16 protein-coding genes are annotated in these 25,650 nt (G+C 41.0%); 8 read left to right on the forward strand and 8 right to left on the reverse strand.

Annotation, left to right across the window (positions count from 1 at the left end):
- Position 1: 1 nt before the first annotated feature.
- The 5 genes from HCG69_RS09395 to HCG69_RS09415 all read left to right on the forward strand — a co-directional run bounded on the left by HCG69_RS09395 (position 2) and on the right by HCG69_RS09415 (position 6,798).
- Entirely contained in the window at positions 2 to 1,162 is a 1,161-nt protein-coding gene (locus HCG69_RS09395; protein ID WP_221649826.1) for a sodium ion-translocating decarboxylase subunit beta, read from the forward strand.
- A gap of 206 nt (positions 1,163 to 1,368) precedes the next feature.
- Positions 1,369 to 3,219, forward strand: a complete 1,851-nt coding sequence (locus HCG69_RS09400; protein WP_221649827.1) for a glycoside hydrolase family 13 protein — start codon at positions 1,369 to 1,371, stop codon at positions 3,217 to 3,219.
- A gap of 467 nt (positions 3,220 to 3,686) precedes the next feature.
- Positions 3,687 to 4,127, forward strand: a complete 441-nt coding sequence (locus HCG69_RS09405) for a MarR family winged helix-turn-helix transcriptional regulator (RefSeq protein WP_221649828.1) — start codon at positions 3,687 to 3,689, stop codon at positions 4,125 to 4,127.
- 3 nt (positions 4,128 to 4,130) lie between these two features.
- Positions 4,131 to 5,198, forward strand: a complete 1,068-nt coding sequence (locus tag HCG69_RS09410; protein WP_221649829.1) for an HlyD family secretion protein — start codon at positions 4,131 to 4,133, stop codon at positions 5,196 to 5,198.
- Positions 5,199 to 5,202: 4 nt separating this feature from the next.
- Positions 5,203 to 6,798, forward strand: coding sequence for an MFS transporter (locus tag HCG69_RS09415; RefSeq protein WP_221649830.1), 1,596 nt, complete (start codon positions 5,203 to 5,205; stop codon positions 6,796 to 6,798).
- Positions 6,799 to 7,230: 432 nt separating this feature from the next.
- Here the strand turns inward: HCG69_RS09415 and HCG69_RS09420 are convergent, their stop codons facing one another.
- Together HCG69_RS09420 and HCG69_RS09425 are read right to left on the reverse strand one after the other, a co-directional pair.
- Positions 7,231 to 8,235, reverse strand: coding sequence for a class II fructose-bisphosphate aldolase (locus HCG69_RS09420; protein WP_002561098.1), 1,005 nt, complete (start codon positions 8,233 to 8,235; stop codon positions 7,231 to 7,233).
- A gap of 178 nt (positions 8,236 to 8,413) precedes the next feature.
- Entirely contained in the window at positions 8,414 to 9,430 is a 1,017-nt protein-coding gene (locus HCG69_RS09425; RefSeq protein WP_221649831.1) for an endonuclease/exonuclease/phosphatase family protein, read from the reverse strand.
- 265 nt (positions 9,431 to 9,695) lie between these two features.
- Between HCG69_RS09425 and HCG69_RS09430 the strand changes: the two genes are divergently transcribed.
- The 3 genes from HCG69_RS09430 (at position 9,696) to HCG69_RS09440 (ending at position 14,575) form a co-directional block, all read left to right on the forward strand.
- The gene (locus HCG69_RS09430; protein ID WP_002561096.1) at positions 9,696 to 9,950 is read left to right on the forward strand and encodes a type B 50S ribosomal protein L31; all 255 of its coding nucleotides are present in this window, start codon (positions 9,696 to 9,698) and stop codon (positions 9,948 to 9,950) included.
- Positions 9,951 to 10,096: 146 nt separating this feature from the next.
- Positions 10,097 to 12,073, forward strand: coding sequence for a sensor histidine kinase KdpD (locus HCG69_RS09435; protein ID WP_221649832.1), 1,977 nt, complete (start codon positions 10,097 to 10,099; stop codon positions 12,071 to 12,073).
- A 105-nt stretch (positions 12,074 to 12,178) separates the two neighbouring features.
- Positions 12,179 to 14,575 (forward strand): transglycosylase domain-containing protein, encoded by a 2,397-nt coding sequence (locus HCG69_RS09440; RefSeq protein WP_221649833.1) that lies wholly within the window; start codon positions 12,179 to 12,181, stop codon positions 14,573 to 14,575.
- A 132-nt stretch (positions 14,576 to 14,707) separates the two neighbouring features.
- On the opposite strand, the gene HCG69_RS09445 is transcribed toward HCG69_RS09440, so the two are convergent.
- From HCG69_RS09445 to HCG69_RS09470, 6 genes are all read right to left on the reverse strand, one after another.
- Positions 14,708 to 17,527, reverse strand: coding sequence for an alpha-amylase family glycosyl hydrolase (locus HCG69_RS09445; RefSeq protein WP_221649834.1), 2,820 nt, complete (start codon positions 17,525 to 17,527; stop codon positions 14,708 to 14,710).
- A gap of 77 nt (positions 17,528 to 17,604) precedes the next feature.
- Positions 17,605 to 19,092 (reverse strand): DUF5115 domain-containing protein, encoded by a 1,488-nt coding sequence (locus HCG69_RS09450; RefSeq protein WP_221649835.1) that lies wholly within the window; start codon positions 19,090 to 19,092, stop codon positions 17,605 to 17,607.
- Positions 19,093 to 19,121: 29 nt separating this feature from the next.
- Positions 19,122 to 20,006 carry a SusE domain-containing protein gene (locus tag HCG69_RS09455; protein WP_221649836.1) on the reverse strand — a complete coding sequence of 295 codons (885 nt, stop codon included), beginning with the start codon at positions 20,004 to 20,006 and terminating at the stop codon, positions 19,122 to 19,124.
- Positions 20,007 to 20,039: 33 nt separating this feature from the next.
- Positions 20,040 to 21,623 carry a starch-binding outer membrane lipoprotein SusD gene (gene susD / locus HCG69_RS09460; protein WP_221649837.1) on the reverse strand — a complete coding sequence of 528 codons (1,584 nt, stop codon included), beginning with the start codon at positions 21,621 to 21,623 and terminating at the stop codon, positions 20,040 to 20,042.
- A 27-nt stretch (positions 21,624 to 21,650) separates the two neighbouring features.
- On the reverse strand, positions 21,651 to 24,695 hold the full coding sequence (locus tag HCG69_RS09465; protein ID WP_221649838.1) for a TonB-dependent receptor: 3,045 nt from the start codon (positions 24,693 to 24,695) through the stop codon (positions 21,651 to 21,653).
- A gap of 335 nt (positions 24,696 to 25,030) precedes the next feature.
- Entirely contained in the window at positions 25,031 to 25,357 is a 327-nt protein-coding gene (locus HCG69_RS09470; protein ID WP_221649839.1) for a cupin domain-containing protein, read from the reverse strand.
- Positions 25,358 to 25,650 lie beyond the last annotated feature (293 nt).

The raw sequence follows: 25,650 nt of genomic DNA on the forward strand, positions 1-25,650 counted from the left end.
TATGGGAGATTTCTTATCATTTTTGGGGAATAACCTTGTTGACTTCTGGGGATATACGGGTTTTGCAAATGCAACGCCGGGACATCTTGTCATGCTGGTGGTTGGACTCTTTTTTATCTACCTTGCGGTAGCTAAAGAGTTTGAGCCGATGCTTCTTATCCCTATTGGTTTTGGTATCCTCATCGGTAATATTCCCTTCAACATGGAAGCCGGACTAAAAATAGGCATCTATGAAGAAGGTTCCGTACTGAATATACTCTATCAGGGAGTAACCTCCGGTTGGTATCCGCCACTCATTTTCTTGGGTATCGGAGCCATGACGGACTTCTCGGCACTGATCTCCAATCCAAAACTAATGCTGATCGGAGCTGCTGCACAATTTGGCATTTTCGGTGCTTACATCATTGCACTTCTTATGGGATTTGAGCCGAACCAGGCCGGTGCTATCGGTATTATCGGTGGTGCGGATGGTCCTACGGCTATCTTCCTTTCATCTAAGTTAGCTCCGAACCTGATGGGTGCCATTGCCGTGTCGGCTTATTCATACATGGCATTGGTTCCGGTGATACAACCGCCTATCATGCGTCTGTTGACTACTAAAAAAGAACGTGTTATCCGTATGAAACCGCCAAGAACCGTATCTCATACAGAAAAGGTTATCTTCCCGATTGTAGGTCTGTTGCTTACAACATTCCTTGTTCCTTCGGGTCTACCCTTGTTAGGTATGTTGTTCTTCGGTAATTTATTGAAAGAAAGTGGTGTAACCCGTCGTTTGGCAAATACGGCCAGTGGTCCGTTGATTGATACGATCACTATCTTATTGGGATTGACAGTAGGTGCTTCTACACAGGCTTCCGAGTTCTTAACCTGGAGTTCTGTACAGATCTTTATTCTGGGTGCTATCTCATTTATTATTGCTACAACAGCTGGTGTTCTATTTGTGAAGTTCTTCAACATCTTCTTGAAGAAAGATAATAAGATCAATCCGCTGATTGGTAACGCAGGTGTATCTGCCGTTCCTGACTCTGCACGTATCTCACAGATTGTAGGTCTGGAATATGATCCGACCAACTACCTGTTAATGCATGCTATGGGTCCGAACGTGGCAGGTGTTATCGGTTCAGCAGTTGCGGCCGGTATCTTGCTGGGATTCCTTATGTAAACCATCATTTAATTATCAAAAGAGTAAAGGCGTTCTCTGCATGCAGAGGGCGCCTTTATTGCATGCAGTCAACTCCTAAACGCCCTCCCCGGCACAACAATGAAAACGTTTGCATAAATATATAAGAGGCAGCAGGAAAAGAAAATAACTCATTTCAGGAATTTGTCCTATATTAGCATCGGTAAAATCCATAACACACTACTATCATGAAAAAATTGTTATTTATCTTAGGTTCTTTTCTACTGTCTCTTAATACTTATGCAGCTATGAATGTGAACAAAATTGACCCACCTTTCTGGTATGCTGGCATGAAGAATCCGGAACTCCAGCTTATGGTTTACGGTGAAGGTATTGGTGATGCCTCCGTATCCGTCAACTACCCCGGAGTATCACTCAGCAGTACCGTAAAGCTGGAAAGTAATAACTATCTGCTCGTTTACCTGCACCTGGACAAAGAGGTGAAACCTGGTAAATTACCTCTCACTTTTACTATCGGAAAAAAGAAACTGGTAAAAGAATACGAACTGAAGGCACGCAGTAAAAAGGGATGCGACCACAAAGGTTTCGATGCATCCGACGCTCTCTACCTGTTGATGCCGGATCGTTTTGCAAATGGAAATCCAGACAATGATAATATTCCGGGTATGTCACCTTATAAGGTAGATCGTAATGACCCCAACGCTCGTCATGGTGGCGACTTGGCAGGTATAGAGCAACACCTGGACTATTTTGAAGACCTGGGTGTAACCGCTCTTTGGTTTACTCCAGTGCTGGAAAACAATATGGAAGGTGGTTCCTATCATGGCTATGCTACTACTGATTATTACAAAGTTGATCCACGTTTCGGGACAAATGAGGAGTATCGCCAACTCATCGCCAAATCTCACGAACGAGGCATAAAGATTGTGATGGATATGATTTTCAACCATTGCGGTGTAGAACATCCCTGGATAAAAGACATGCCCTCAAAGGATTTCTTCAATAATCCTGATCATGAGAAAAACTTCGTGCAGACCTCTTTCAAACTGACTCCGCACGTTGACCCATATGCCTCTAAATATGACTTCGATCAGATGAACGATGGTTGGTTTGTGACAGTAATGCCCGACCTGAATCAGAAGAATCCACATGTTTATAAGTATCTGGTACAAAACAGTTTCTGGTGGATAGAATATGCCAATATTGACGGTATCCGTATGGATACATATCCGTATGCAGATTACAATGCCATGAGTAACTGGATGAAGGAACTGAATGAAGAATATCCCAACTACAACACAGTAGGAGAAACATGGGTGACAGAACCGGCTTATACAGCCTGGTGGCAGAAAGATTCAAAGCTGTCGGCTCCTCAAAACAGCAATCTGAAAACAGTTATGGATTTCAGTTTCTTTGATAAGATCAATACAGCAAAGAATGAACAAACAGAAACTTGGTTTAAAGGCCTGGACCGCGTATATAACAGTTTTGTTTACGATTTCCTCTACCCTAACCCGGCTTCCGTACTGGCATTCATCGAAAACCATGATACAGACCGCTTTCTGGGTGAAGGTGATAACTTGGCTATGCTGAAACAAGCCTCTACCCTATTATTGACTACACGCCGTATCCCGCAACTGTATTATGGAACAGAAATCATGATGAACGGAGTAAAGAGTAAAAGCGATGGTTATGTACGTAAAGACTTTCCCGGCGGATGGGCAGGTGATAAAGAGAATGCACTGACAACCGAAGGACGTACTAAATTGCAGAACGAATGTTACAACTTCTACAAAACATTGCTGAACTGGCGTAAAGGCAACGATGTGATTGGTAAAGGCAGTATGACACAATTCATGGTACAAAACGGTGTATATGCTTATGCCCGCCAATATGAAGGTAAAACCGTATTTGTAATGCTAAACGGTACAGATAAAGAAACAACTCTGCCACTGACTTTCTACAAAGAAATTCTAAAAGATAAGGTACAGGGAAAAGACATCCTGACCGGAAAGATAATCAATCTAAACGGTGAACTGAAAATGGCACCGAGAGAGTCTTTGGTAATAGAGCTATAAAACAACTAACCGGTAAAGCCTGAAACTTCCACTGAAACTATTCAAGAAAGGGAAGGAATCTAATCCGGGAAAAGTTTGATATATCTCTTTTTTATCGTATCTTTACAAACATACTAATAAAGTAGTTTCAGTTAAACTGCAATAGACCGGAGAGGCGATGGCTTCTCCGGTCTTTTTTTGTATATACTCTCAGAAATCCTCTTACAAAGGGTACATATCGCCCATATACTATCGGGAAACATGAAATATGCCGGTAGCAAACCGAACATTTACCGTAATCAGAAATAGTTTTTCCCGGTATGAAAAAAAGTTTTCTCCTATTCTTATCAAAGAGCACACATTTTGCAAAAAAAAGAGGATTAGAGTATTAACAATAAGTAAACTTACCCTTGATAATATAGTCAAATATTTGACTATTTCCTAAAAGAAAACACTACCTTTACATCCGATTCTAAAATAGCAAAACAATGGCAAATAGTGAACCGGCAAGAGAGCTTATTTTGCAAATGCTCCACACCCGAATGGCATTCCGCCAAACCATCCAACGAGTATTGAAAGCGGATAATATTGATATGACCTTCGAAATGCTACAAGTCATGCACTGCCTTTGGAAAAATCAAGGGATCAGCCAACAAAGCCTGGCGGAACAAACCGCCAAAGATAAAGCCTGCCTGACCAACCTGATAAATAACCTCGAAAAAAAAGGTTGGGTCATACGCCGGGAAGATCCGGAAGACAAACGTAGCCGGTTGGTATACCTCACCGAATCGGGCGAGAAACTGGCACAGAGAGTCAATCCTCTCACCAAAGGTGTCTATAAAGAGATAGAGCAACACATCTCTGAAAAACAGATACAATCCTGCCTTGCCGGGATGAATAAAATAACAGAGATACTCAATAAGATATAGTTTATGTCTACATTACACAAAAAACAAGCCAGACTGAAAAAGCTGAAAATCAGAAATATTACCCTTAATACTGTATGTATTTGTCTGGCAGTGACAGGTATTGTATGGACAGTAAATTACTTCTGGAGATATGCCAATTATGAAATTACAAATGATGCCATGGTAGACCAGTACATTGCTCCGCTCAACATACGTGCCAGCGGATATATCAAAGAGGTGCGCTTTACCGAGCATCAGCATGTAGAAAAGGGGGATACTCTCCTCATACTCGACGACCGGGAATACCGCATCCGTCTGAAAGATACCGAAGCAGCCCTAATGGATGCACGCGGTTCAAAAGATGTACTCAGTTCGGGCATCGAAACATCGCACATGAATATTGCTGTACAGGATGCCAATATAGCCGAAACCCATGCCCGACTCTCACAACAGGAAACGGAACTTCACCGTTATGCCAGCCTTATAAAAAAGCAAGCCGTCAGTCAGCAGGAATACGAACAAGCAAAAGCAAACTACGAAGCCAGCAAAGCACGCTACGAAGCATTGATGAGGCAGAAAGACTCTGCCAGTTCACAATACTCGGAAACAAGTAAAAAGAGTATCGGCATCGAGGCCAACATCCTCCGTAAAGAGGCAGAAGTGGAAATGGCACAACTCAACTTATCTTACACCGTAGTCACTGCTCCTTATGAAGGGTATATGGGACGACGTACGCTGGAACCCGGACAATTCGTACAAGCCGGGCAAACACTTTCATATCTTGTACGCAGCAATGACAAATGGATTACAGCAAACTATAAAGAAACTCAAATTGACCACATCTTTATCGGGCAAAAAGTACTCATCAAAGTAGATGCTCTGAAAGGACAGACTTTTGAAGGAAAAGTAACAGCTATCTCCGAAGCTACCGGTTCCAAGTATGCACTGGTTCCTACAGACAATTCTGCAGGTAACTTTGTCAAGGTACAACAACGTATTCCTGTCCGCATAGAGTTTACTAACGCTTCATCACAGGAAATGAAACGTTTACGTGCCGGAATGATGGTAGAAGCAGAGGCACTAAAGCAATAATTCCATGGTAAAGCTCAATCTCCCCCTTCGTCCCTGGGTTCCCCAATGGTTGGGTATCGTCACCATGTTTGTCATTATGCTGCCCGTCATGATGCTGAACGGAGCTTATACGGGAAGTATCGTAGAGGTTAGCAATACACTGGGCGTACTTAGCGAAGACATTACAATGGGGTATTATGCTACCTCAATAGGTATGGCAGTAGCCTACCCCATCGTACCAAAATTCCGCGCCATAGCTACTCCTAAAACACTCTTACTGACTGACCTGTCCCTGCAAATTCTTATCAGTCTCTTTTGCGCACATGTCACCAACATGGATATCATCATCGTATGTAGTTTCTTCATTGGGTTTCTCAAAGCCTTCATCATGCTGGAATTCATCATACAAGTCCGTCCCTTTTTCAGCCCAAAGAACGTACGCAGTGAGTTCTATGCTTATTTCTACCCGCTTGTTTTTGCAGGTGGGCAAATTTCAATAGCCATCACAGCACAACTGGCCTATTACTATCAGTGGCAGTACATGTATTACTTCGTATCTATGCTGATGATGATTGCCATCCTATTTATACTCTGTTTTTTCCGTTATGCCCGCCGCCCCACATGTATCCCTCATAAAGAAATAGACGGAAAAAGTATTCTGATCATCTCCACTACCTTACTGATGACAATTTATATATTCACGTACGGCAAAACACTCGACTGGTTCGACTCTCCCCGGATATGTATCTACTCCCTGATTATCCCCCTCCTTGCAGGGCTCTTTATCTATAGGCAGCGAACACAAGAAAAGCCCTACGTCAGCCTGAAACCTCTCAGCAAACACAAATCTATTATCGGATACATTTTCATGGTACTGGTTATGTTCTTTTCGGCTACCAGTTCGCTCATCACCAACTACATGAACAGTATCATCCGTATAGACAGTGTACATACCAATGCACTCAATCTATGGTTACTGCCCGGTTTTATCCTGGGAGCTATCATCTGCTTCTGGTGGTTCAGATGGCAACGCTGGCGGTTTCGTTTCCTCATTGGCGGAGGCATGTTTTGTTACGTCATATATCTGAGCATACTTTATTTCGGTATAACCTCCTACAGCACATACGAAATGCTTTTTATCCCGATGATTCTCCGTGGACTGGGCATGATGACGCTTTTCATCGCCTTTGGCGTATATGTGGTAGAAGATCTCGATCCCCAATTAATGCTCTCCAATGCTTTCTTTCTAATTACGTTCCGGTCGGTACTTGCACCGGTACTCTCGGCCTCATTTTTTAGCAATATGCTCTATCGCCTGCAAATACAGGACATGAACATTCTGGCTGAAAACATGACCTTGACTAATCCCACTGCAACGAGCCGCTATACTCAGGCATTGAACAGCGCACTGACACAGGGGCATGATTTCAGCGAAGCAAGTCAGATAGCAACCAATGGATTCTATTCTATCCTTCAACAACAAAGTCTGTTACTCGGATTGAAAACAATTTTCGGCTATGTACTGATAGCAGCATTGGCAATCGCCATTATCTGTTGCTTTATTCCATTCCACAAAACGATAAAGGTGGCAGTAGTAAAAACGGGAGATGATATGGTATAAATAATAGAGACTGCTCCCTTACGCTAAGAGAACAGCCTCTATCTTCTTAATTCTTCACCAGAATCGGCTAACAGTAGTAACAATGCAGAAGGTATCGGATAATAACATCCACCGATTCATTTCTTTTTTCTTCTGAAAAAAGGTATGCTCACCAAGCAAAAAGTGATTTCTCAGAAGATTTCTCTATATATTTGTGTGTGATGCGCTCTACAGCGAACCAGAAACAATTCAGCCATCATTAAGCTATCAGAAAATAAACTGTTCACATAGGATAGCATGTTTCAATTAAAGTAGAATATGTTTGTCAATCAACTACTTATTATAACCACAAATATAAACAAAATCTGAATCAAAAAAATTTTATTGCAAGAAAAAACACAAAAAAAGCTGTACCATTTGCAGGCACAGCTTTCTACATATCAAAGTGGAAAATTATTTAGCCAATTTATTGTCTGAACCAAGTACATTAAGGATTTTGTGCTTGTACAATTTTTCCATATTATCACGAGCCGGGCCCAAGTATTTACGTGGGTCGAACTCAGCCGGTTTCTCAGCAAATACCTGACGGACAGCAGCAGTCATAGCCAGACGACTATCAGAGTCGATATTAATTTTGCAAACTGCTGACTTAGCAGCTTTACGCAATTCTTCTTCAGGAATACCGATAGCAGCTTTCAGTGCACCACCATATTTGTTGATAGTTTCAACTTCTTCTTCAGGAACTGAAGATGAACCGTGAAGCACGATTGGGAAGCCCGGAAGTTTCTCCATTACAGCATCCAATACTTCAAATGCCAAAGGAGGAGGAACCATACGGCCAGTCTTCGGATCAATGTGACACTGTTCCGGAGTGAACTTGTAAGCACCGTGAGAAGTACCAATAGAAATAGCCAATGAATCACAACCTGTACGGGTAGCGAAATCAATTACTTCTTCAGGGTCAGTATAAGTGTGGTGGTCTGAAGAAACTTCATCTTCAACACCTGCCAATACACCAAGTTCACCTTCCACAGTTACATCAAACTGATGAGCATAGTCTACTACCTTCTTAGTCAGAGCAACGTTTTCTTCGTAAGGAAGATGAGAACCGTCGATCATTACTGAAGAGAAACCTGAATCGATACAGCTCTTGCAAGTTTCAAAAGTATCTCCGTGGTCAAGGTGCAAAACGATTTCAGGATGAGCGCAACCCAATTCCTTTGCATATTCTACAGCACCCTGAGCCATGTAACGCAATAAAGTAGCATTAGCATACTGACGAGCACCTTTAGATACCTGAAGGATAACCGGAGATTTTGTTTCTACAGCAGCCTTGATAATAGCCTGCATCTGTTCCATATTGTTGAAGTTAAAAGCAGGAATAGCATACCCGCCTTTAATAGCCTTAGCAAACATCTCTCTTGTGTTTACCAGTCCTAAATCTTTGTAATTTACCATTTTGTTTAAAAGTTTATTGTTAGTGAATAAAAATTCTATGCAAAAGTACACATTATAGTTTTAATACAAAACCAAAGCGTAAGAAATATCCTCGATAATGAGTACAAATCAATCCTATTTCAGAGTCTTAAATATCATTTAATAGTTGATTGTAATCTCTACGTAGCAAAGAGAGAGCTTATTTCTTCAAATAAATAATAGTCGGCAAATGATCACTATAGCCATTCAACCACAGTTTTCCACCATGTGTACGCAAAGGCGAACCTTTGTATTTTCCATCCTGCTGAAAAAGATATTCACGGATGAAGACCTCATTGTGATCGTATTTCAATCCTCTTTTAGCATTGAGCAACGTAGGCGAAATAACAATCTGATCAAACAAATTCCATTTACCGCGATAAAGCAACGTACCTACTCCTTTATCTTCCAATGTTTCCCACCAGGGATTGAACATATCATGTTTCTTCACCTCTTTTTTATATTTCTTTGCACCCAAGGTAGCCATACTCTGATCCATCGGATCATCATTCATATCTCCCATAACAATCAGTTTCAATTTCTTATTATTTTGTTGCAAAGAATCGATCAATGCACGTACCTGACGGGCAGCATGTATACGCACAGGTTCGGCAGCCCCACGCGAAGGCCAGTGATTTACAATAAAGCAAACGTTATCTCCCGCCATTTTACCATTTACAATCAGAAAACCTCGTGTTTTGTGTATCGTATCTCCTTCGAAAGGGGCAGAAAGTACCAATTTACTTGATGATACAGTAAACTGTTTCGGATCATAGAGCAGTGCACAATCAATACCCCGTTTATCCGGCCCTTCATAATGCACAATCTCATAACCGGAAGAAGCCAAAGCAGGTTGCTTCACCAAGTCGTCAAGCACTCGCCTGTTTTCAGCTTCAGCCACACCGATAGCAGCAGGACCACCAGGAACTTTATCCCGGGAGATCTCACCCAGTACTTTCGCCAAGTTCGTTAACTTTGCCATATATTTTTCAGTATTCCACTGTTTGGGTCCGTCCGGCAGATATTCAAAATCATTCTTACCGGGATCATGGATAGTATCAAACAAGTTTTCAAGATTATAAAAAGCGATGCTATACAAGCGCTTTCCAGATTCCTGTGCCCGTCCGCCAATAGCAATCAGCAACAAAAAGTTCAATGCAATAATCAGTTTTTTCATATTATAAATAATTTAATAATGTGCTAATATGCCAATGTGCCAATTACTATGCAGTATCATAGCGCAGCCAATTGGCGCATTGGCATATTAGCATATTGGCACATTATTCTCCACAAAAGTCTTAAAAAAAAAGCGAGAATCATTGTTTTTTTCCCAATCTTTTTTCTATTTCACAGAAAAGCATTATCTTTGCGCACTGAAAATGACCATTACACTATTCTTACCAAATAGTAAACGATATAATAATTAAAAAACAAATACTGAAATGAAAAAAGGTATTCATCCAGAATCATACCGTCCGGTAGTATTCAAAGATATGTCAAATGGCGATATGTTTTTGTCTCAATCAACAGTAAACACTAAAGAAACCATCGAATTCGAAGGTGAAACTTATCCGTTGCTGAAAATTGAAATCTCAAGTACTTCTCACCCGTTCTATACTGGTAAATCTACATTGGTAGATACAGCAGGTCGTGTTGATAAGTTCATGAGCCGTTACGGTGACCGCAAGAAAAAATAATCCGGTAGTCGGTTGACTATAAGAAAAGAGGAAGTTTCAAATGAAACTTCCTCTTTTTTTATAGATATTCATTGATCAACCGGGTAAAAAATATATCTTTGTATACAGAAACATATCCTAAACAACAACAAGCAATATATTCTCCTATGAAGACCTATATACAAAGTACAGGCTTAATACTCTTTTTATTCTCATGCCTTACGCTCAAGGCCGGTAACTCTTTTGCATTTCATCCCGATTCTGTACCAGCTTCCATACAAGTACTCGAAAAGTATTATCAAAAACCTCAAGAATATATCAAACACTGGAATATACTAAAGGCAAGGGCAGATTCAATGGAGAGTATAAAGGATGAGTTCTTTCTGTATAAAGACAGAAATTATTTTCACTATATAGGTGGAGAGGTAGACAGCCTACGCAAATACACGCCCATCGTTAAGGATTTATGTCTGATATACAAAGATATACATGGATTTTATTACAACTGGCTTCTACTCTGTGAAGGCTATAATAACGTAGGAAACGGAAAGGCAGGAACTTTGGAAAATGAACAAATGTACAACTATGCCAGAGAAAACAAAAGTGAAATAGGCATGGCATACAATTTGTTTGTCATTGCCTCCAGCTACCTTGCAGCCAGAGAAAACGAAAAAGCAGAGCCGTACCTCATCCGGGCCATGCAGAAATTCTATCAGATGAAACGATGGGATCTCTATACCGTACTAGCCTCCAACGAGATAATTCTTCTGTCGGCAGAAAATCGTGAAACAGAGTCCCAAAGGGTTTTCCAACAATTAGACTCACTTGCCAACCAAGCCCTGGCAGGTAAATTACGTGGACTCTCACCCAGAAATATTGCAATGATAAAGTATCTGGCATTCAGTAAGTGTATCAATAACAGAGATATTAAGACATTCAAGAAATATCTGTCTGAGCTGGAAGAAGTATATAAAAAAGCACCTTCTATCCCCCGATTTTATCTATATGACGGAAAACAGACTTATGCATATCTAATGAAAGATTACATCAAGCAGGCTGCTTATATAGATTCATGCGCCAACTACTACAAATCGCGAAACAGCAAAGAGAATATGAGGCGCATGTATCTGAACGGGGCAAATGCACTTGCCATGGCAAACAAATATGATGAAGCCTATCACAAACTGATTTCAGTGATTGAGTTGGGAGATACGCTTTCATGGGAAAAGACTCAGAAACAACTGAATTATCTATCAACCAAATATGATGTCAATAAACTAAAACTGGAGAAGCAGGAACTCAGTCTGAAAGCACGTAATATGCAATTATTACTAACCATTGGCATTGGTATAATCTTACTCTTTATTCTGTTTTTCCGCATGACTGTTTATAGACGGCAATTAAAATTGAATGCGAAGTTACACCAACAGGACCTACAGCTGATTGCAGCAAACGAAAAGATACAAAAAGCCAATGAGATGAAAAATGTATTCATACAAAATATGAATCATGAAATCCGTACTCCATTAAACACAATAGTAGGTTTTGCTGATTGCCTCGCAACCCCTAACATCTTTTCTACCGATGAAATAAAAGAAATCAGTAACACTATAAAAACAAACAGCGATCATCTTTTAAGGCTTATCAGCGATATGCTATCCATTGCAAGTCTTGACAGTGACAGTGAAGAACCAATGAAGAGCTCTTTCTCTGTCAATGAATGTTGCAACAATGTCATCGATGAAGTAAAAGAGTTTGCAAATACCAAAGTTCATCTGCATGCCACTCTCAAAGAAGAAGACTTTACAATGATTTCTGACAAGAAAATGGTTCATCAGATACTGTTCAACTTATTACATAATGCTGTAAAATTCACTCCTGAAGGCGAAATTGAATTAAGTTATGAAGTTATTCCCGATAAAAAAGAGATCCGTTTCCTGGTACGTGATAGCGGAATAGGCATCCCTAAAGAAAATCAAAAGAAAGTTTTTGAACGATTCTACAAAGTAGATTCATTTACACAAGGTTCCGGGTTAGGATTATCCCTTTGCCAGATTCTGGTTCAAAGGCTTCAGGGCAGTCTCTACCTCGATGATAAATATCAGAAAGGAAGTCTGTTTGTGTTTATACATCCACTTTCATAAGAGGTGAACTTTTCTGCAACCCAATGATAAAACTTTCTGGTATAATGTATTGCTATACCAAAACTCCTTCGTACTTTTGCAGCCGTTTTGATTATATATATTTATATGATAACATTTGATTCCCATAGATGGGTATCACGCAGCAAAAGCGTCCTCCATTTTATTACTGACCGATGTAAAGCCTTTTGGGGCTGGTACGCAAACCTTTACCACGAAGCTCGCTGGTATAAAAAAACAATCCTTTTCTGCACTACTTTTCTTGTTCTGTTTCTACTTTATCTAGGTATGGTAGACATCAATTTTTTATGGATGTTTGGCAAATCTCCCAGCCTGTCAAGTATACACAATCCAAGTCAACCGATAGCCTCAGAAATCTATAGTGCAGACAGTGTGCTTATCGGTAAGTTCTTTCGTGAAAATCGTAGTCCGGTGAAGTACGAAGAAATATCTCCCAAACTGATCAAAACACTGATATGTACAGAAGACGAGCGATTTTATAATCACTTCGGAATAGATATCCAGGGAGTTTTTTCGGCCATTAAAGATATGGCACGAGGACAAGCACGAGGGGCAAGTACCATTACCCAACAACTGGTAAAGAATATGTTTAAGGTACGCTCTCAATATTCAACAGGGTTATTAGGAAAAATTCCGGGAGTGAAATTGCTGATAATGAAATCTAAAGAGTGGATTACTGCTGTTAAGATAGAATGCTTTTATACAAAAGAGGAGATCCTGACCATGTATCTCAATACGGTAGACTTCGGTAGTAATGCTTATGGCATCAAAACGGCCAGCAGTACATATTTCCATACCAGCCCTCAAGATATAACTTACGAACAGGCAGCTACACTTGTGGGGTTACTGAAAGCAACGACCACTTACAACCCACGTCTCAATCCCAAAAACAGTCTGAAACGTCGCAATATAGTATTGGAGAATCTATTGACTCACCAGCTTATCAGCCGACAAGAGTTTGATTCACTCAAACAGATTCCTATCAAGCTGAACTATAACATTGAAAGTAACTATGACGGGCAAGCTCTGTACTTTCGCGAAGCCATTGCCGAAAAGCTGGAAGAATGGTGCAAAGAGAATGAGATAGATCTCTATGCCGACGGATTGAAAATATACACAACCGTAGATGCCCGAATGCAAAAATATGCCGAAGCAGCTGTGAACAGACAAATGCGAGTGATACAACGCAATTTTGACAACCATTGGGGTAGCCAGAATCCATGGCGTGACCGTAACCATCAGGAAATTCCACATTTTATAGAGGACCTTGCCACACACACCATTGCCCACAAACAACTGGCAGAAAAGTATCCCGATCAGCCGGACTCTATTCACTACTATCTGAACCTGCCACATCGCCTAAAGGTGTTTGATTATGAAACCGGAACACGAGATACGACTATCAGTACCATGGATTCCATACGCTATATGGAACGTTTTATGCACTGTAGCTTTGTAGCTATGGAACCACAAACCGGCTATGTAAAAGCATGGGTAGGTGATATCAACTTCAACTCCTGGAAATATGATAAAGTTCTATCCAAACGCCAGCCGGGATCTACCTTTAAACTTTTCGTTTATGCCGCCGGATTAAACAAAGGCCTTTCTCCTTGCGACGAGCGAATTGATGAAAGTGTAGTATGGGATGTTATCGAAGAAGGTAAACCTGCCCAGTGGATTCCCCACAATGCAAATGGAATGGCTACCGGAGATACCATGTCAATAAAATGTGCGTTTGCCCGTTCTGTAAACACGATTGCGGTACAGGTGGCCAAAGAAACAGGTATTCATGAAGTGGCCCGGACAGCCAGACTCATGGGCATAAAAACACCGCTTGAAGAGACACCGGCACTCAGCCTGGGAGCCTCTGACGTATCATTGCTTGAGCTTGTTAATGCTTATACAACAGCTATTAATGAAGGAAGAGCACATGACCCGATACTCATTACCCGTATTGAAAGTGCAGATGGCAAGGAACTTTTCAAGCACCAGCCTCAGCAGGAAATACAGGCTATTCCCTACGAAACTGCTTTCTTGCTTACAGACATGCTCAAAGGAGGACTGACCGAGCCGGGTGGTACATCCAAAGCATTATGGGCGTATGATCTCTTCCGCTATAACACTGAATTCGGAGGTAAAACAGGAACCTCCTCCAATCATTCTGATGCCTGGTTTGTTGGTGTTACCCCAAACCTGGTGGGAGGCTCCTGGGTAGGAGGCGAACATCGTAGCATCCACTTTCGTACCGGAGAGTTGGGACAAGGAAGCCGTACTGCACTACCGGTTTTTGCTTACTTCATGGAGGGTGTATTAAAAGATAAACATCTCACAAAGTATAGAGGAAAATTCCCTAAACCTAAAGAGGCAATCCATAAATCATACGGTTGTCAAGGGCTTTATCATTCCAAAGATACAGATTCTATAGCGGTAAACCTGCCCGATAGCCTGGCAGGGAGTGAAGAGGATATACTTACAAGTTTTTAAGAAAACACAGATTAACGCTAATTATCGCAAAGATTAAATCTGCGATAATTAGCGTTAATCTGTGTTTCTAAAGCTGCCTGTTAACAGCTTTATCAGGCTTTTTATACATTCCTGTAAGTAATTCGTGCTCGTTTACTTCATTATCTTACAAGAACCAACTTTACCATCTTTTGTCTGAATACGGGCTACATAATATCCTGAGGGCAATACAGAGAGTCCCACAGAAGTAACATTTTCCTGCCTCTGTACCATCATGCCATTAACAGAATAGATTTCTACAAAAGCAGCCTCTTCGTTAATTACTAATTCGTCCAGACTATTATTATAATAACCCAGAACCTGGTCCGAATTGGTTACATTCTCCTCAATACCGGTAAGTATCGGTTTGAAACTGGTATAAAGACGGAATTCATGAGCCGGAACTGAAATGCTCTGTGCTACAGTTGACGACGCGATATTCAGTGTAGAATTCTCATCCATAAAGTCGTACCATACACCTGTTTTAGGGAATATCACCGAATAGTCACCAGCAACAGCTGTAAAGTTGCCAGCAATAATAATGGCTTTATCCTCTGTAGTAATTGTTATGAAACGTCCCTTATTCCAATTCGTATTACCACTTACTTTCCAGCTGAAAGTAACATCAGAAGTAAAGAGTTCCGAATACGAAGTTCGCAGATCCATTAACTTGCTATACGTATCATACAATCCTTTACGCGTTGTATTCTCAAAATAGTCCCAGCGAAGTGGTTTAGGATCAGTGCGATATGCACCACCATCATCAACCACTGTTCCATCCGAATTACTGTTTATAGAATAGTCATATCCCAATTCTTCAAATTGCCATATCATCTTAGGTCCTGGCACTGTAAAGAAGAAGGCAGCATTTGTAGCAAGTTGCTTCACACGATTTTCCAGATTATTATCATTCACCGGATTGGCACTTGTACCTCCTCCTTTGATACTTTCAGTACCCCATTTCCAGGCTTTGAAAGAAGTACGTTCCTCATCGTGACTTTCCATATAGCCCATCAGGCTATTCACAGGCATATTGGATGTTCCTCCATACAACCCGGAAAAATTAGAATTATCGGGCCATCCCATAGCCGACTCACAATAAGCGTAATTCATATTTCTCCAAAGCATAATGCCAGCCTCGCCCAACTCTTTTTCTTCTGTAGTTCCATCCGTCAGATGCTCTATAATGACATAAGCATCCGAATTCCGTTTCCAGATTTCTGAAGAAATCCGTTTCAGGTTCGCAATACGTTCCGTATCATATTTATTAGCCCACGTATCCTGAGGTGTATTGGAAAATCCTTTGGTAAAGTCATAGCGAAAACCATCTACTTTATATTCTTTCATCCAGAAACCGGCCACACTATCCACCAACGCACGGGTATAGGTGCTTTGATGATTAAAATCATATCCCCACTGCAAATCCTTATTGGGGATATTGGATTCCTTATTATACCAGGGATTATCCGCCGAAGGAGTTCCATCAGCATCACGATAGAGTAAATAAAATGGAGATTGTCCGAAACTGTGGTTCAAAACAAGGTCTATAATCACTGCCATCCCCTGTTGGTGACATTCGTCAACAAAAGCACGCAACTCGTTCTTTGCTCCATAATACTTATCTACTGCAAAATAGAATGAAGGATTGTATCCCCAACTGCTATTACCTTCAAACTCATTCACAGGCATTAATTCAATGGCATTAATCCCCAACTGTTTTAGATAGGACAATTTATCTTTTGCCGCACTGAAAGAGTGCTCTGCAGTAAAATCACGGATATGCATTTCGTATACCATCAACTGGTTTCTATCAGGTTTCCTAAATTCAGTCACCTGCCATTGATAAGGGGTCTGCCCGGTCTGAAGTACAGAAACGATACCTTCTGCTTTGCCTGTGGGATACGGTTTCAAGTCGGGATACACAGCCGGAGAGATATATGGATCATTCCAGGGATCAAGTACTTTATCCGCGTACGGATCGGCTATATAAATCGTACCATCCACTACATACTGAAAAGCATATTCCTTTCCTTTTTCCAGATCGCTCAAGGCAATCCAGAAAAATTCTCCATCCTGTTTCAGTTGATATTCCGGCAACAGTTTCCAATCATTAAAATCACCTACCACATAAACAGTCTTTTTTCCCGGTGCCTGAAGTACGAGAGTGGCTTCATTAACACCCGGATAGTTTATGCCGGGTCGTACATTGGCAGGAAGCGGTGCCTGTACAGTTTCACCTAATACATTTACTATCTGCGTAGCGCCCTCTGTCTGTCCGCCGAGAGTAGCTTCCACACGTATTTCAAAGTTTCCGGCTTGCGGAAAAGTATGCACAGCAGTGATCTCTTTCACATTACTCTGAGCTGCAATTTCTTCACTACCCACAAATAGTTTCATGTCCGCAGCCATAGAAGCCGATGCTTTCATTGTAAGTGTTTCGCCTCTGTTCAAAGTAGCCGTACCGGAAGGCTGATCAAAACGAACCGTCAGCCCTACTTCATGTACCTCCACAAAGATATCCTTATCACCGGTATCTTTTCCCTCTTTCTTACCATCTGAACTCCTAAAAACAAAAGCCATCTTCAAAATCTTCTCACCAGCCGGAACCCCATAATAATTGCGGATATCCGGAGTTATCTTCAGTTCCCACTTATCATTACCTAAAGAGGTCATTTTGTATTTTGCAAGGTTCACGTTCCAATCCGAAGCATACCTCCAATCAGAACCATCTTTACTCTGATCAGTAATAACTCCCGTATGCGCGTACACATCTCCCGTAAAACCTTTTAATCCGGCAGTACCCTGTGTGGCATCAAAAATAATCGTAACTGCCGTTCCATCTGTAGGAAAAGCAGGATCTGTAGTCACCACCTGTGCTTTTGCAGTGAACATCACTATCAAACAAAGTCCCAATAAAGCGTAAAATCGTTTCATAAATTTCTCCTTTTAAAATCCAAAAGGCTGCCTCCATACCAGAGACAGCCTTTCTCTATTCATTAGTTAACGAATAATTATTGTACTGTTCCCTTGCCAGTGGTGAAGTTCACATGCACCTTCTGACCTGCTGTTACAGGACATTTATAACCCAATTCTCCAAGATTATCACTTACCGGTTTGTTTTCACGATAAACAATGGATGCATCTCCACTCATATCCAGTGTAAATTCACTCTTCCACCAGTTTCCGGATCCGGCAGCTATACAACAAATACGTGCCACACCATCTGCTGTAGCAGCAGGAGAGACAAAGTCACCGGTCTTATCTGCCGGAACAGTAAACTGCGTTTCCGCATTACAGTTCCAACTGTTATTTACCAATCCACCTAAAAGATAAACTTCAGGTTTGAGGAACTCAACTTTCTTACCGCCAATATTATCAACAGTTACAATAACTACATACCAACCGGAGATACCAATTTGGATATTACCACCCTGATCTGTCAATCCTGCAAGTGCTATAGCATCAGGAGTCAATATATCCGTAGAGAAACCAAAATCTTGTCCGGCCCAATCTGCCACCGGAGAGAATTTAATCTGTTCATCAACATTGTAATACTGCATACTCCAGAACATACCCGGAGTCTGGGTCACAGGAACCATCTGACAAGCATCCCCCCAATTCCAATCAGAGCTATAAGCAGATCCGTTGATAAACATCGTTTCGGGTAAATCGCTCACTTCTTTGATCGTATAGGTGTAGTCTTTTACATTTATCGTAATTCTTACCTTTCCTTGCAATCCCAAAGCGATAGCTCCTGCCTGTTCTCCTTTCTTATCCGTAAAATCAAGTAAGCCGGATACAGAAGTATCACCATTAACAATGGCCCCTAACGCTTTATTCCAATCAACATCACCAACTACCCCCGACTTAGGGAAAATCTTTAAGTTAGGTTTTTCCTTTTCGTTAGTCAGTTCCAGTGTGAAGATTGCAGGATCACTTGCATCCTGTGTGAAAGCCAAGGCACCATCTGCTCCCCAGGAAGAAATATCCCCCAAAGCATAATACCCATCTTCCATGACAGGAGTAGTAACAGGAGTCACTTTCATTGCAATATCGCCAGCACTTATAGAAACAGCCTCATTATCGGAAGCCATAACCGCAACATCTACTTTTACTGCTATATCCCGTACCACAGACTGACGGCTATTGTACAGTTGATCTACCAACAGTTCCAATTCTGTAGCATCGACTTTCAATACCCCATCTTTTTCAGCAAACGGAATAGACAACGTTTTATCATTGCCAGCCAATTGTAGTTTATAGCCTACAACTTTATCGGCCCCAGACAAGGTTTCCAATTTCGCAACTTCTACAGAATCTTCCTCATACGTATCCATCACTACTTCCGGAGTAACCCCTATCACTTGGGCAGTTATACCGCTCTTAGAATCCTCCTGGGGATTGGACTGGGGATCAGCCCAGTCCGTATAGTCTTCATCACAAGCCGAGAATCCAGCCAGCATCAGAAGAGAAAACATATATAATGATATCTTTTTCATGTTTCTTTTTCGTTTTAAAGTTACAAAAGTTATTCAGCTGTTGCTTCGTAGAAATCCAAAGTATAAGCGAGTTTAGTACCGGCAATCTTAACGGTCACCACTATCTCGTAAGTACCGACCTTACCAATTCCAATATTCAATCCACCGTTATTATCATCTACCCCACTGACATCTGCCAGTTTCTTAGATTCATCCGGAACCAGTCCGTCAAAGTAAGCCACCTGATTTCCGTCCCAGCCGGGATTCATATTGAACTTCATAGCACTACCGGCAACAGTAGTCATCACTCTGGAGAATTTACCTGTACTTCCCTCTACCGGAGTCATTTCGAACCATGTATTCCAATCGTCGCCTTCAAACTTTCCTATCAAATACATTGTCTCGGGCAAGGTCACAGGAGCTTCTGCCTTATATCCCAATACTTTGGGTAGTTTAATCACATTAGAAGTACATACACCACTACCATTGGAAGTAAGAGCAGCCTGCATACGTATATATAAAGTAACAGGAGTATCAGGAAGCTCACCCGAACCGGAGAGATCCCACAACTCAACCAGCGCCAATGCAAACTCAACAGCATCTACATCCACCTTAGTAGAAGTATATTTGGTAGCAAGTGTCACATAATTAGCCTTCGTACCTGCTTCTTCATTCTCTTCTGTAAAGTTCTCGTTCAAAGACATCTGAACAGAATAAGTAGTAGCTATCGGAAAACCATAATCCGGTTGTGAACAAGTGAACTCAATGGCTTTTGAATTTTCCAGATCATACACATTATTCTCGGCATAGGGTGGAACATTCAATACAAACGTATCAGGTTCCAGCAGTGTCGGGTTACTGTCCCTGTCACTTTCACATGCCGAGAAAGCAAGTGCAGCAAGACCCACCATGAATATATTATATAGTTTTTTCATTATAGTAAACATTTTAAATGATGAATGGAACGATTAATAACCTGTGTTCTGATGCATATTCGGGTTAGCAATGATATCTGCTGCCGGAATCGGATACACATTATAAATAGAACTTACCGAAGTACCTTCAGCTTCGCCACCTTTCCAGTCCCACAAATAGCGGTTGGTTGTATAATAATTGTAACGGATCAGGTCTGTACGACGGAAGCCTTCGAAGTATAACTCACGGGCTCTTTCGTCAAGAATATCATCCAATGTCACTGTATCGAATTCGGTTGCACCGGCACGGCGACGAAGTTCATTCAAGTCTCCCGTAATAGTACTCATCGGAACGGTTCCAAGACGAAGATTAGCTTCAGCGCGAATCAGATAAGCCTCAGCCAGACGGAAAAGTGGAATATCTGTATCGGGTACATCCGGGTCACTACTATTCTGACCACCAGAAGTAAGTCCGGTCCATTTTACTACCGAGAATCCATCTGTAAATTTTGTAACAGTTTCCAGCGTTACCTGACGTTTTCCACCACCTTCGCCCGAATAGAACAAAGCACGGTTGTCTTTGGCAGCTGCAATAAGTTCATCTGTACTCTCAGTCAAAGGAGCTCTTTCGGGATCTTTAAAGAATTTACCTACTAAAGATTTACGAGCGCGGATACATGACCAGGAGGCATTAGTTCCCCATGACGGCATACCGGCAATACGAGTAGCAGCAACCAGGAAGAAAGAACCACCATAAGATTTTGTACGGATACCATCCTGACGAAGTGGGAAAATGATTTCTTTACGTGCTTCTGTATTTTCACCGTTATCAGCCATGAACAGTTCTTTGTAATTGTCACACAAATCATATCCGGAATCAATGGTCTTACCAGCATACTTGGCAGCTTCCGCCCATTGTGCAGTACCAGTATAAACTTCTGCATTCAGGTTCATACGAGCACGCAGTAACCAGTTGGCAGCTTTATCGGCACGGCCATAAGGTGCCTTACCCGGATCGTACATATCATTTTCGATAGCATTCAATTCACTTTCTATATAAGCAAACAGATCGGCACGATTCTTTTCTACCGGCAACTCTTCGGAGAAATGTTCTTTAAACGGCGCTTTGCCGAACAAATCCATATAGTAATAGTAGTATAATGCACGGAGGAAACGTGCTTCGGCGCGTTGTTTCACTGTTACTTCGTCTGTCTGGCCTTCCACCTGATCCAGGAAGAAGTTACAAAGAGTGATATTATAAGCCAAACGGTTGTACAGCATCTCAATAGTTCCATGAGAAGAATTCCATCTCATAAAGATCAACTCGGGAATACCTGCGTCCATCCAGGTCCAGATCAGTTCATCAGTAGCATATTCATTAACAGTGAACATCACACGATAAAAAGCTGTATTTCCTTCGTCATCAGAAGCGATATCCGGTTTATCGGAAGGACCTTGCTGACCTGTCAGCACAAGTGCAGCATATAGTTTAGTAAAGACCTCATCCTGAGAAAAAGTACCACTCACCTGCGGGTCAATCGGACTTATATCCAAATCACTTACACAAGACACCATACCAAATGTCAATGATAAGGAGAGTGCTGCAGGAATCAATGATTTTAAATATTTAAATTTCATAATATAATCAATTATTCGGGTTATTAATTAAAATTGAAGGCTCAGTCCGATCAGGAAAGTAGTAGGACGTGGGTAGATATTATTATCAAGCCCTATGTTCTTATTACTGTCAGTACCAATTTCCGGATCAAGTCCATCATATTTTGTAATCACGAACGGATTCTGAACAGTTGCATAAATACGTCCATTTATACCTTTATATGCCTGAGTTCTGAATAAGTGATCAAAAGAGTATCCCAAAGAGATATTGTCACAACGCAGGAAAGAAGCATTCTGTACAAAATAATCAGAATAATAATAATCACCATCACCGTTGAAACCTAATTCTACAGCAGCAGTCGGACGATTGCCAAAAGCACCGTTAGAGAAGATAGTACCCATACTGGCATTTGCAGCCAATACATCATTATATACATAGTTATTCAAACTTGCACGGAGTGCAAAACTGAAGTCCCACTGTTTCCAGGTCATCTTTGAAGTTAAGCCCATCAACACATCAGCAGCGGGTTTCTTATAGATGTATTTATCAGAAGCATTGATGATACCATCGCCATTGCGGTCAACAAATGTATTTTCAATAGGCTTACCGTCTTGATCATAAACTTGTTGGTATACATAGAATGAGTTAATCGCGTAACCTACCTTCTGTGCCTGGATATTGGCACCTGTACCTTTGGATATACCACCGGCTGCTACGAAATAGTCAGGATCATCACCACCGGTCAGTTTCGTAATTTCATTTTTGTTCCAGGTGATATTATAACCCAGATCCCAGGTAAAGTCTCTTGTTACAATCGGTTTCGTATTAATTGTGAACTCAAGACCGGAGTTTTTCAAAGAACCGATGTTACTTATCAAACGTGAGTTGAAGTTCGTTCCGGCAGCAATCTTTACAGTATTAATCAAGTCTTTAGTTTCACGATAGTAATAATCAATCGAACCCGAAATACGTCCGTTCAGGAAAGCATAATCCAAACCGGCATTGTAAGTGGTTGTTTCTTCCCATTTCAGATCCTTATTATATTCCTTAGGACGTGAAGTTGTATAATAAATATCGCCCAATGGATAATAAGCACCATTACCACTTGCTGTATAAAGCGGCATGAACGGGAAGTCCAGATTATCTCCCAAGTCTTGCTGACCCGTAATACCCCAACCTAAACGAAGTTTTAAGTCGGACAACACATCTACGTTCTTCAGGAAGTTCTCTTCCTTCATTTTCCATGCCAAAGCTACTGAAGGGAAATTGCTCCAGTGTTCGCGGAAACGGGAAGTACCATCGCGACGGAAAGTAGCAGTAAACAAGTAACGATCCAGCAATGTATAGTTCAAACGTCCGAAGAAAGAAACCAAGGTGCTGTGATAACCAAATGCACTGTTCTTACGAAGTGTGGGGTTGTAAGCCTCTCCATTGTCACGGCGTGTACCTTGTCCCACTGAATAACCTGTACGATGAAAATGTTGCTCTTCGGTACCTATCATTACATCAATGAAATGATTCTCCAATGTTTTGGAATACTGTAAATAGAGGTTACCGGACAGATTGTATTTATAACTATGCTCATTTCCGTCCCATCCGAAGTAATGGTTGGAATAAGAATACGGAGAAATAAGAGTTGTCTGAAGACCTTCTGAATAATCAGCTCCCACATTGGCATGAATGCGCATATCAGGAAAGAAGTGGAATTTATAATCAGCTTCCAGATTTCCTACGAAGCTCTTACTTTTGGAACGATCGTCTTTCAGTTCAAGAAGTGCCAGCGGGTTCTGAGTGGCATTTGCATTCTTGGTATACAACCAATTAGGATCACCATAAGGCAGTTTGCCCTCTTCCATCTTCGGAATAGCTTGCCAGAAACCACCAAAAGTATCAAACATATCACCATCCCCATATACCGGGCGGGTAGGATCCATAGATACAGCAGCACCGATAGCACCACCATCGGCATAACGGTTCTTAGCCACCATTGCTTTGGCATTTACATTAAACTTCAAATAATCATTGAAGAAAGAAGGAGCCACATTGACACTGGCAGTAAAACGCTCAAAATTAGAAGTTTTCACGATACCTTCCTGATTCGTATAACCTAATGATACACGATAAGGCATGTGTTTCAAACCACCGGAAACAGTAACATTATGATCATGACTGATAGCAGTACGGTAAATCTGATCCTGCCAGTCGGTGTTTGCTGTACCCAGACCCGGTTCAGGAATCTTGTCCACTCCACCATATACATCTGAAAGGTATGCACGGAACTCATCTCCGGTCATAACATCAAGCGTATTGCGTTTGATACCAAAAGAAACATTACCATCATAAGATACTTTAGGAGCAGAACCGGCAGCCCCTTTTTTAGTTGTAATGATAATCACACCATTGGATGCACGGGAACCATAAATAGCTGTAGCCGAAGCATCTTTCAAGACAGTAAAAGTCTCGATATCATTCGGATTCACCATTGACAAAGGATTGGAAAGTCCTTTTACACCATCATTATCCATCGCCAATCCATCGATAACAACCAGCGGGTCATTGCTGGCATTCAAAGAAGAGCCACCACGCACACGAATTGTGGCTCCACCACCCGGTGTACCACCATTAGAAATAACACTAACACCAGCAATCTTACCAGTCATCATGTCTTGTGCATTCGTAGTCATACCTTTGCTGATCTTATCCGGCTTGATAGCTGTTACCGAACCGGTAGCATCATTCTTTTTCACCGTACCATAGCCAATTACTACAACTGCGTCCAACACCTGCGAATCATCTTCAAGAGTAACAATTACTGAGGGGGCAGCTTTCACCTCTACCGTTTTATAACCGATAAAAGAGACTACAATAGTAGAATTTTGAGGAGCATTCAATACGAAGTTACCATCCAAATCGGTGATAGCACCAATAGTAGTTCCTTTTACTAACACATTTGCACCGATGACAGGTTCACCTGTTGCATCTTTTACATGCCCCCTTACAGAGACCTGCTGTGCATAAGCGCCTAATGACAAGAATAGCCCAAGTAACAAGGGCAGAATCATTTGATAGATTCTAAGATTAACTTGCTTCATGCATTTAATAAGTTAAAGTTAACAATATAAATTAATATGATATTCTCTTAATCGAAACAGGAACGTAACGCTAAGTTCCTTCTTGCGACGAAACAAAAATAGACTTATTGTTAATCAAAAGAATGAGAAAATATGAAAAACGCTGCTTGCAACTACGCAATCGTTTGCATTGCAAAGCCAGAAAGAGACATATAGTAAGGTACGCGTATAAAAGTGCTTTTAATCAGAAATCTTTGTGTCGTACTTATTCATAAGTATTCAATTTAAGGAAAACAAAGATATATTACATTATACATAATATACAAGTCTTTTTGCCTACATGCCACAAAGGCTATTTATCCCTTTATCATAGTCAGCAACATTTTAAACTTTTCTACAGCAGTTAAAGCATGCGGAGCATTAGCCGGAAACACAATGCTTTCTCCTGCTTTCAAGGTAAATGCTTTTCCATCTAATACAATATTTACCACACCTTCCAGCACCTGTACGATAGCATCGAACGGGGCACGGTGTTCACTGAGTCCTTCTCCTTTATCAAAAGAAAACAATGTAACATTTCCAGCCGGACTTTTTATTAGCTGCTTACTAATAACTCCTCCTTCAGAATATTCTACCAATGAAGCCAGATTGAGCACAACTCCTTTTTTAAATGATTGTTCCATATTCAATTTTATTTATTTATTAATGCCATGAATATAAAACGATTATGAAAACAGGATTGTTCTTAGAAAACATTAGTAAATCTACATTATTAAAATACGTATTTTATAAGGTCAAACTATGCATTTTAACGCACTGTTAATATGCATTTTAAGTAATAGTTAAATACATACTTTTACAATTAAGAAAGTCCGGGGCACCTAAAACAACAAAAGCACATACTCTATTTCATATAAAGTTTATATCTTCAATCCGGCAGAGTATGCAAACGTTTGCACTTAATTCTGATACAGAA

It is taken from the genome of Bacteroides sp. K03 (assembly GCF_019734355.1).
GTDB lineage: Bacteria > Bacteroidota > Bacteroidia > Bacteroidales > Bacteroidaceae > Bacteroides > Bacteroides nordii.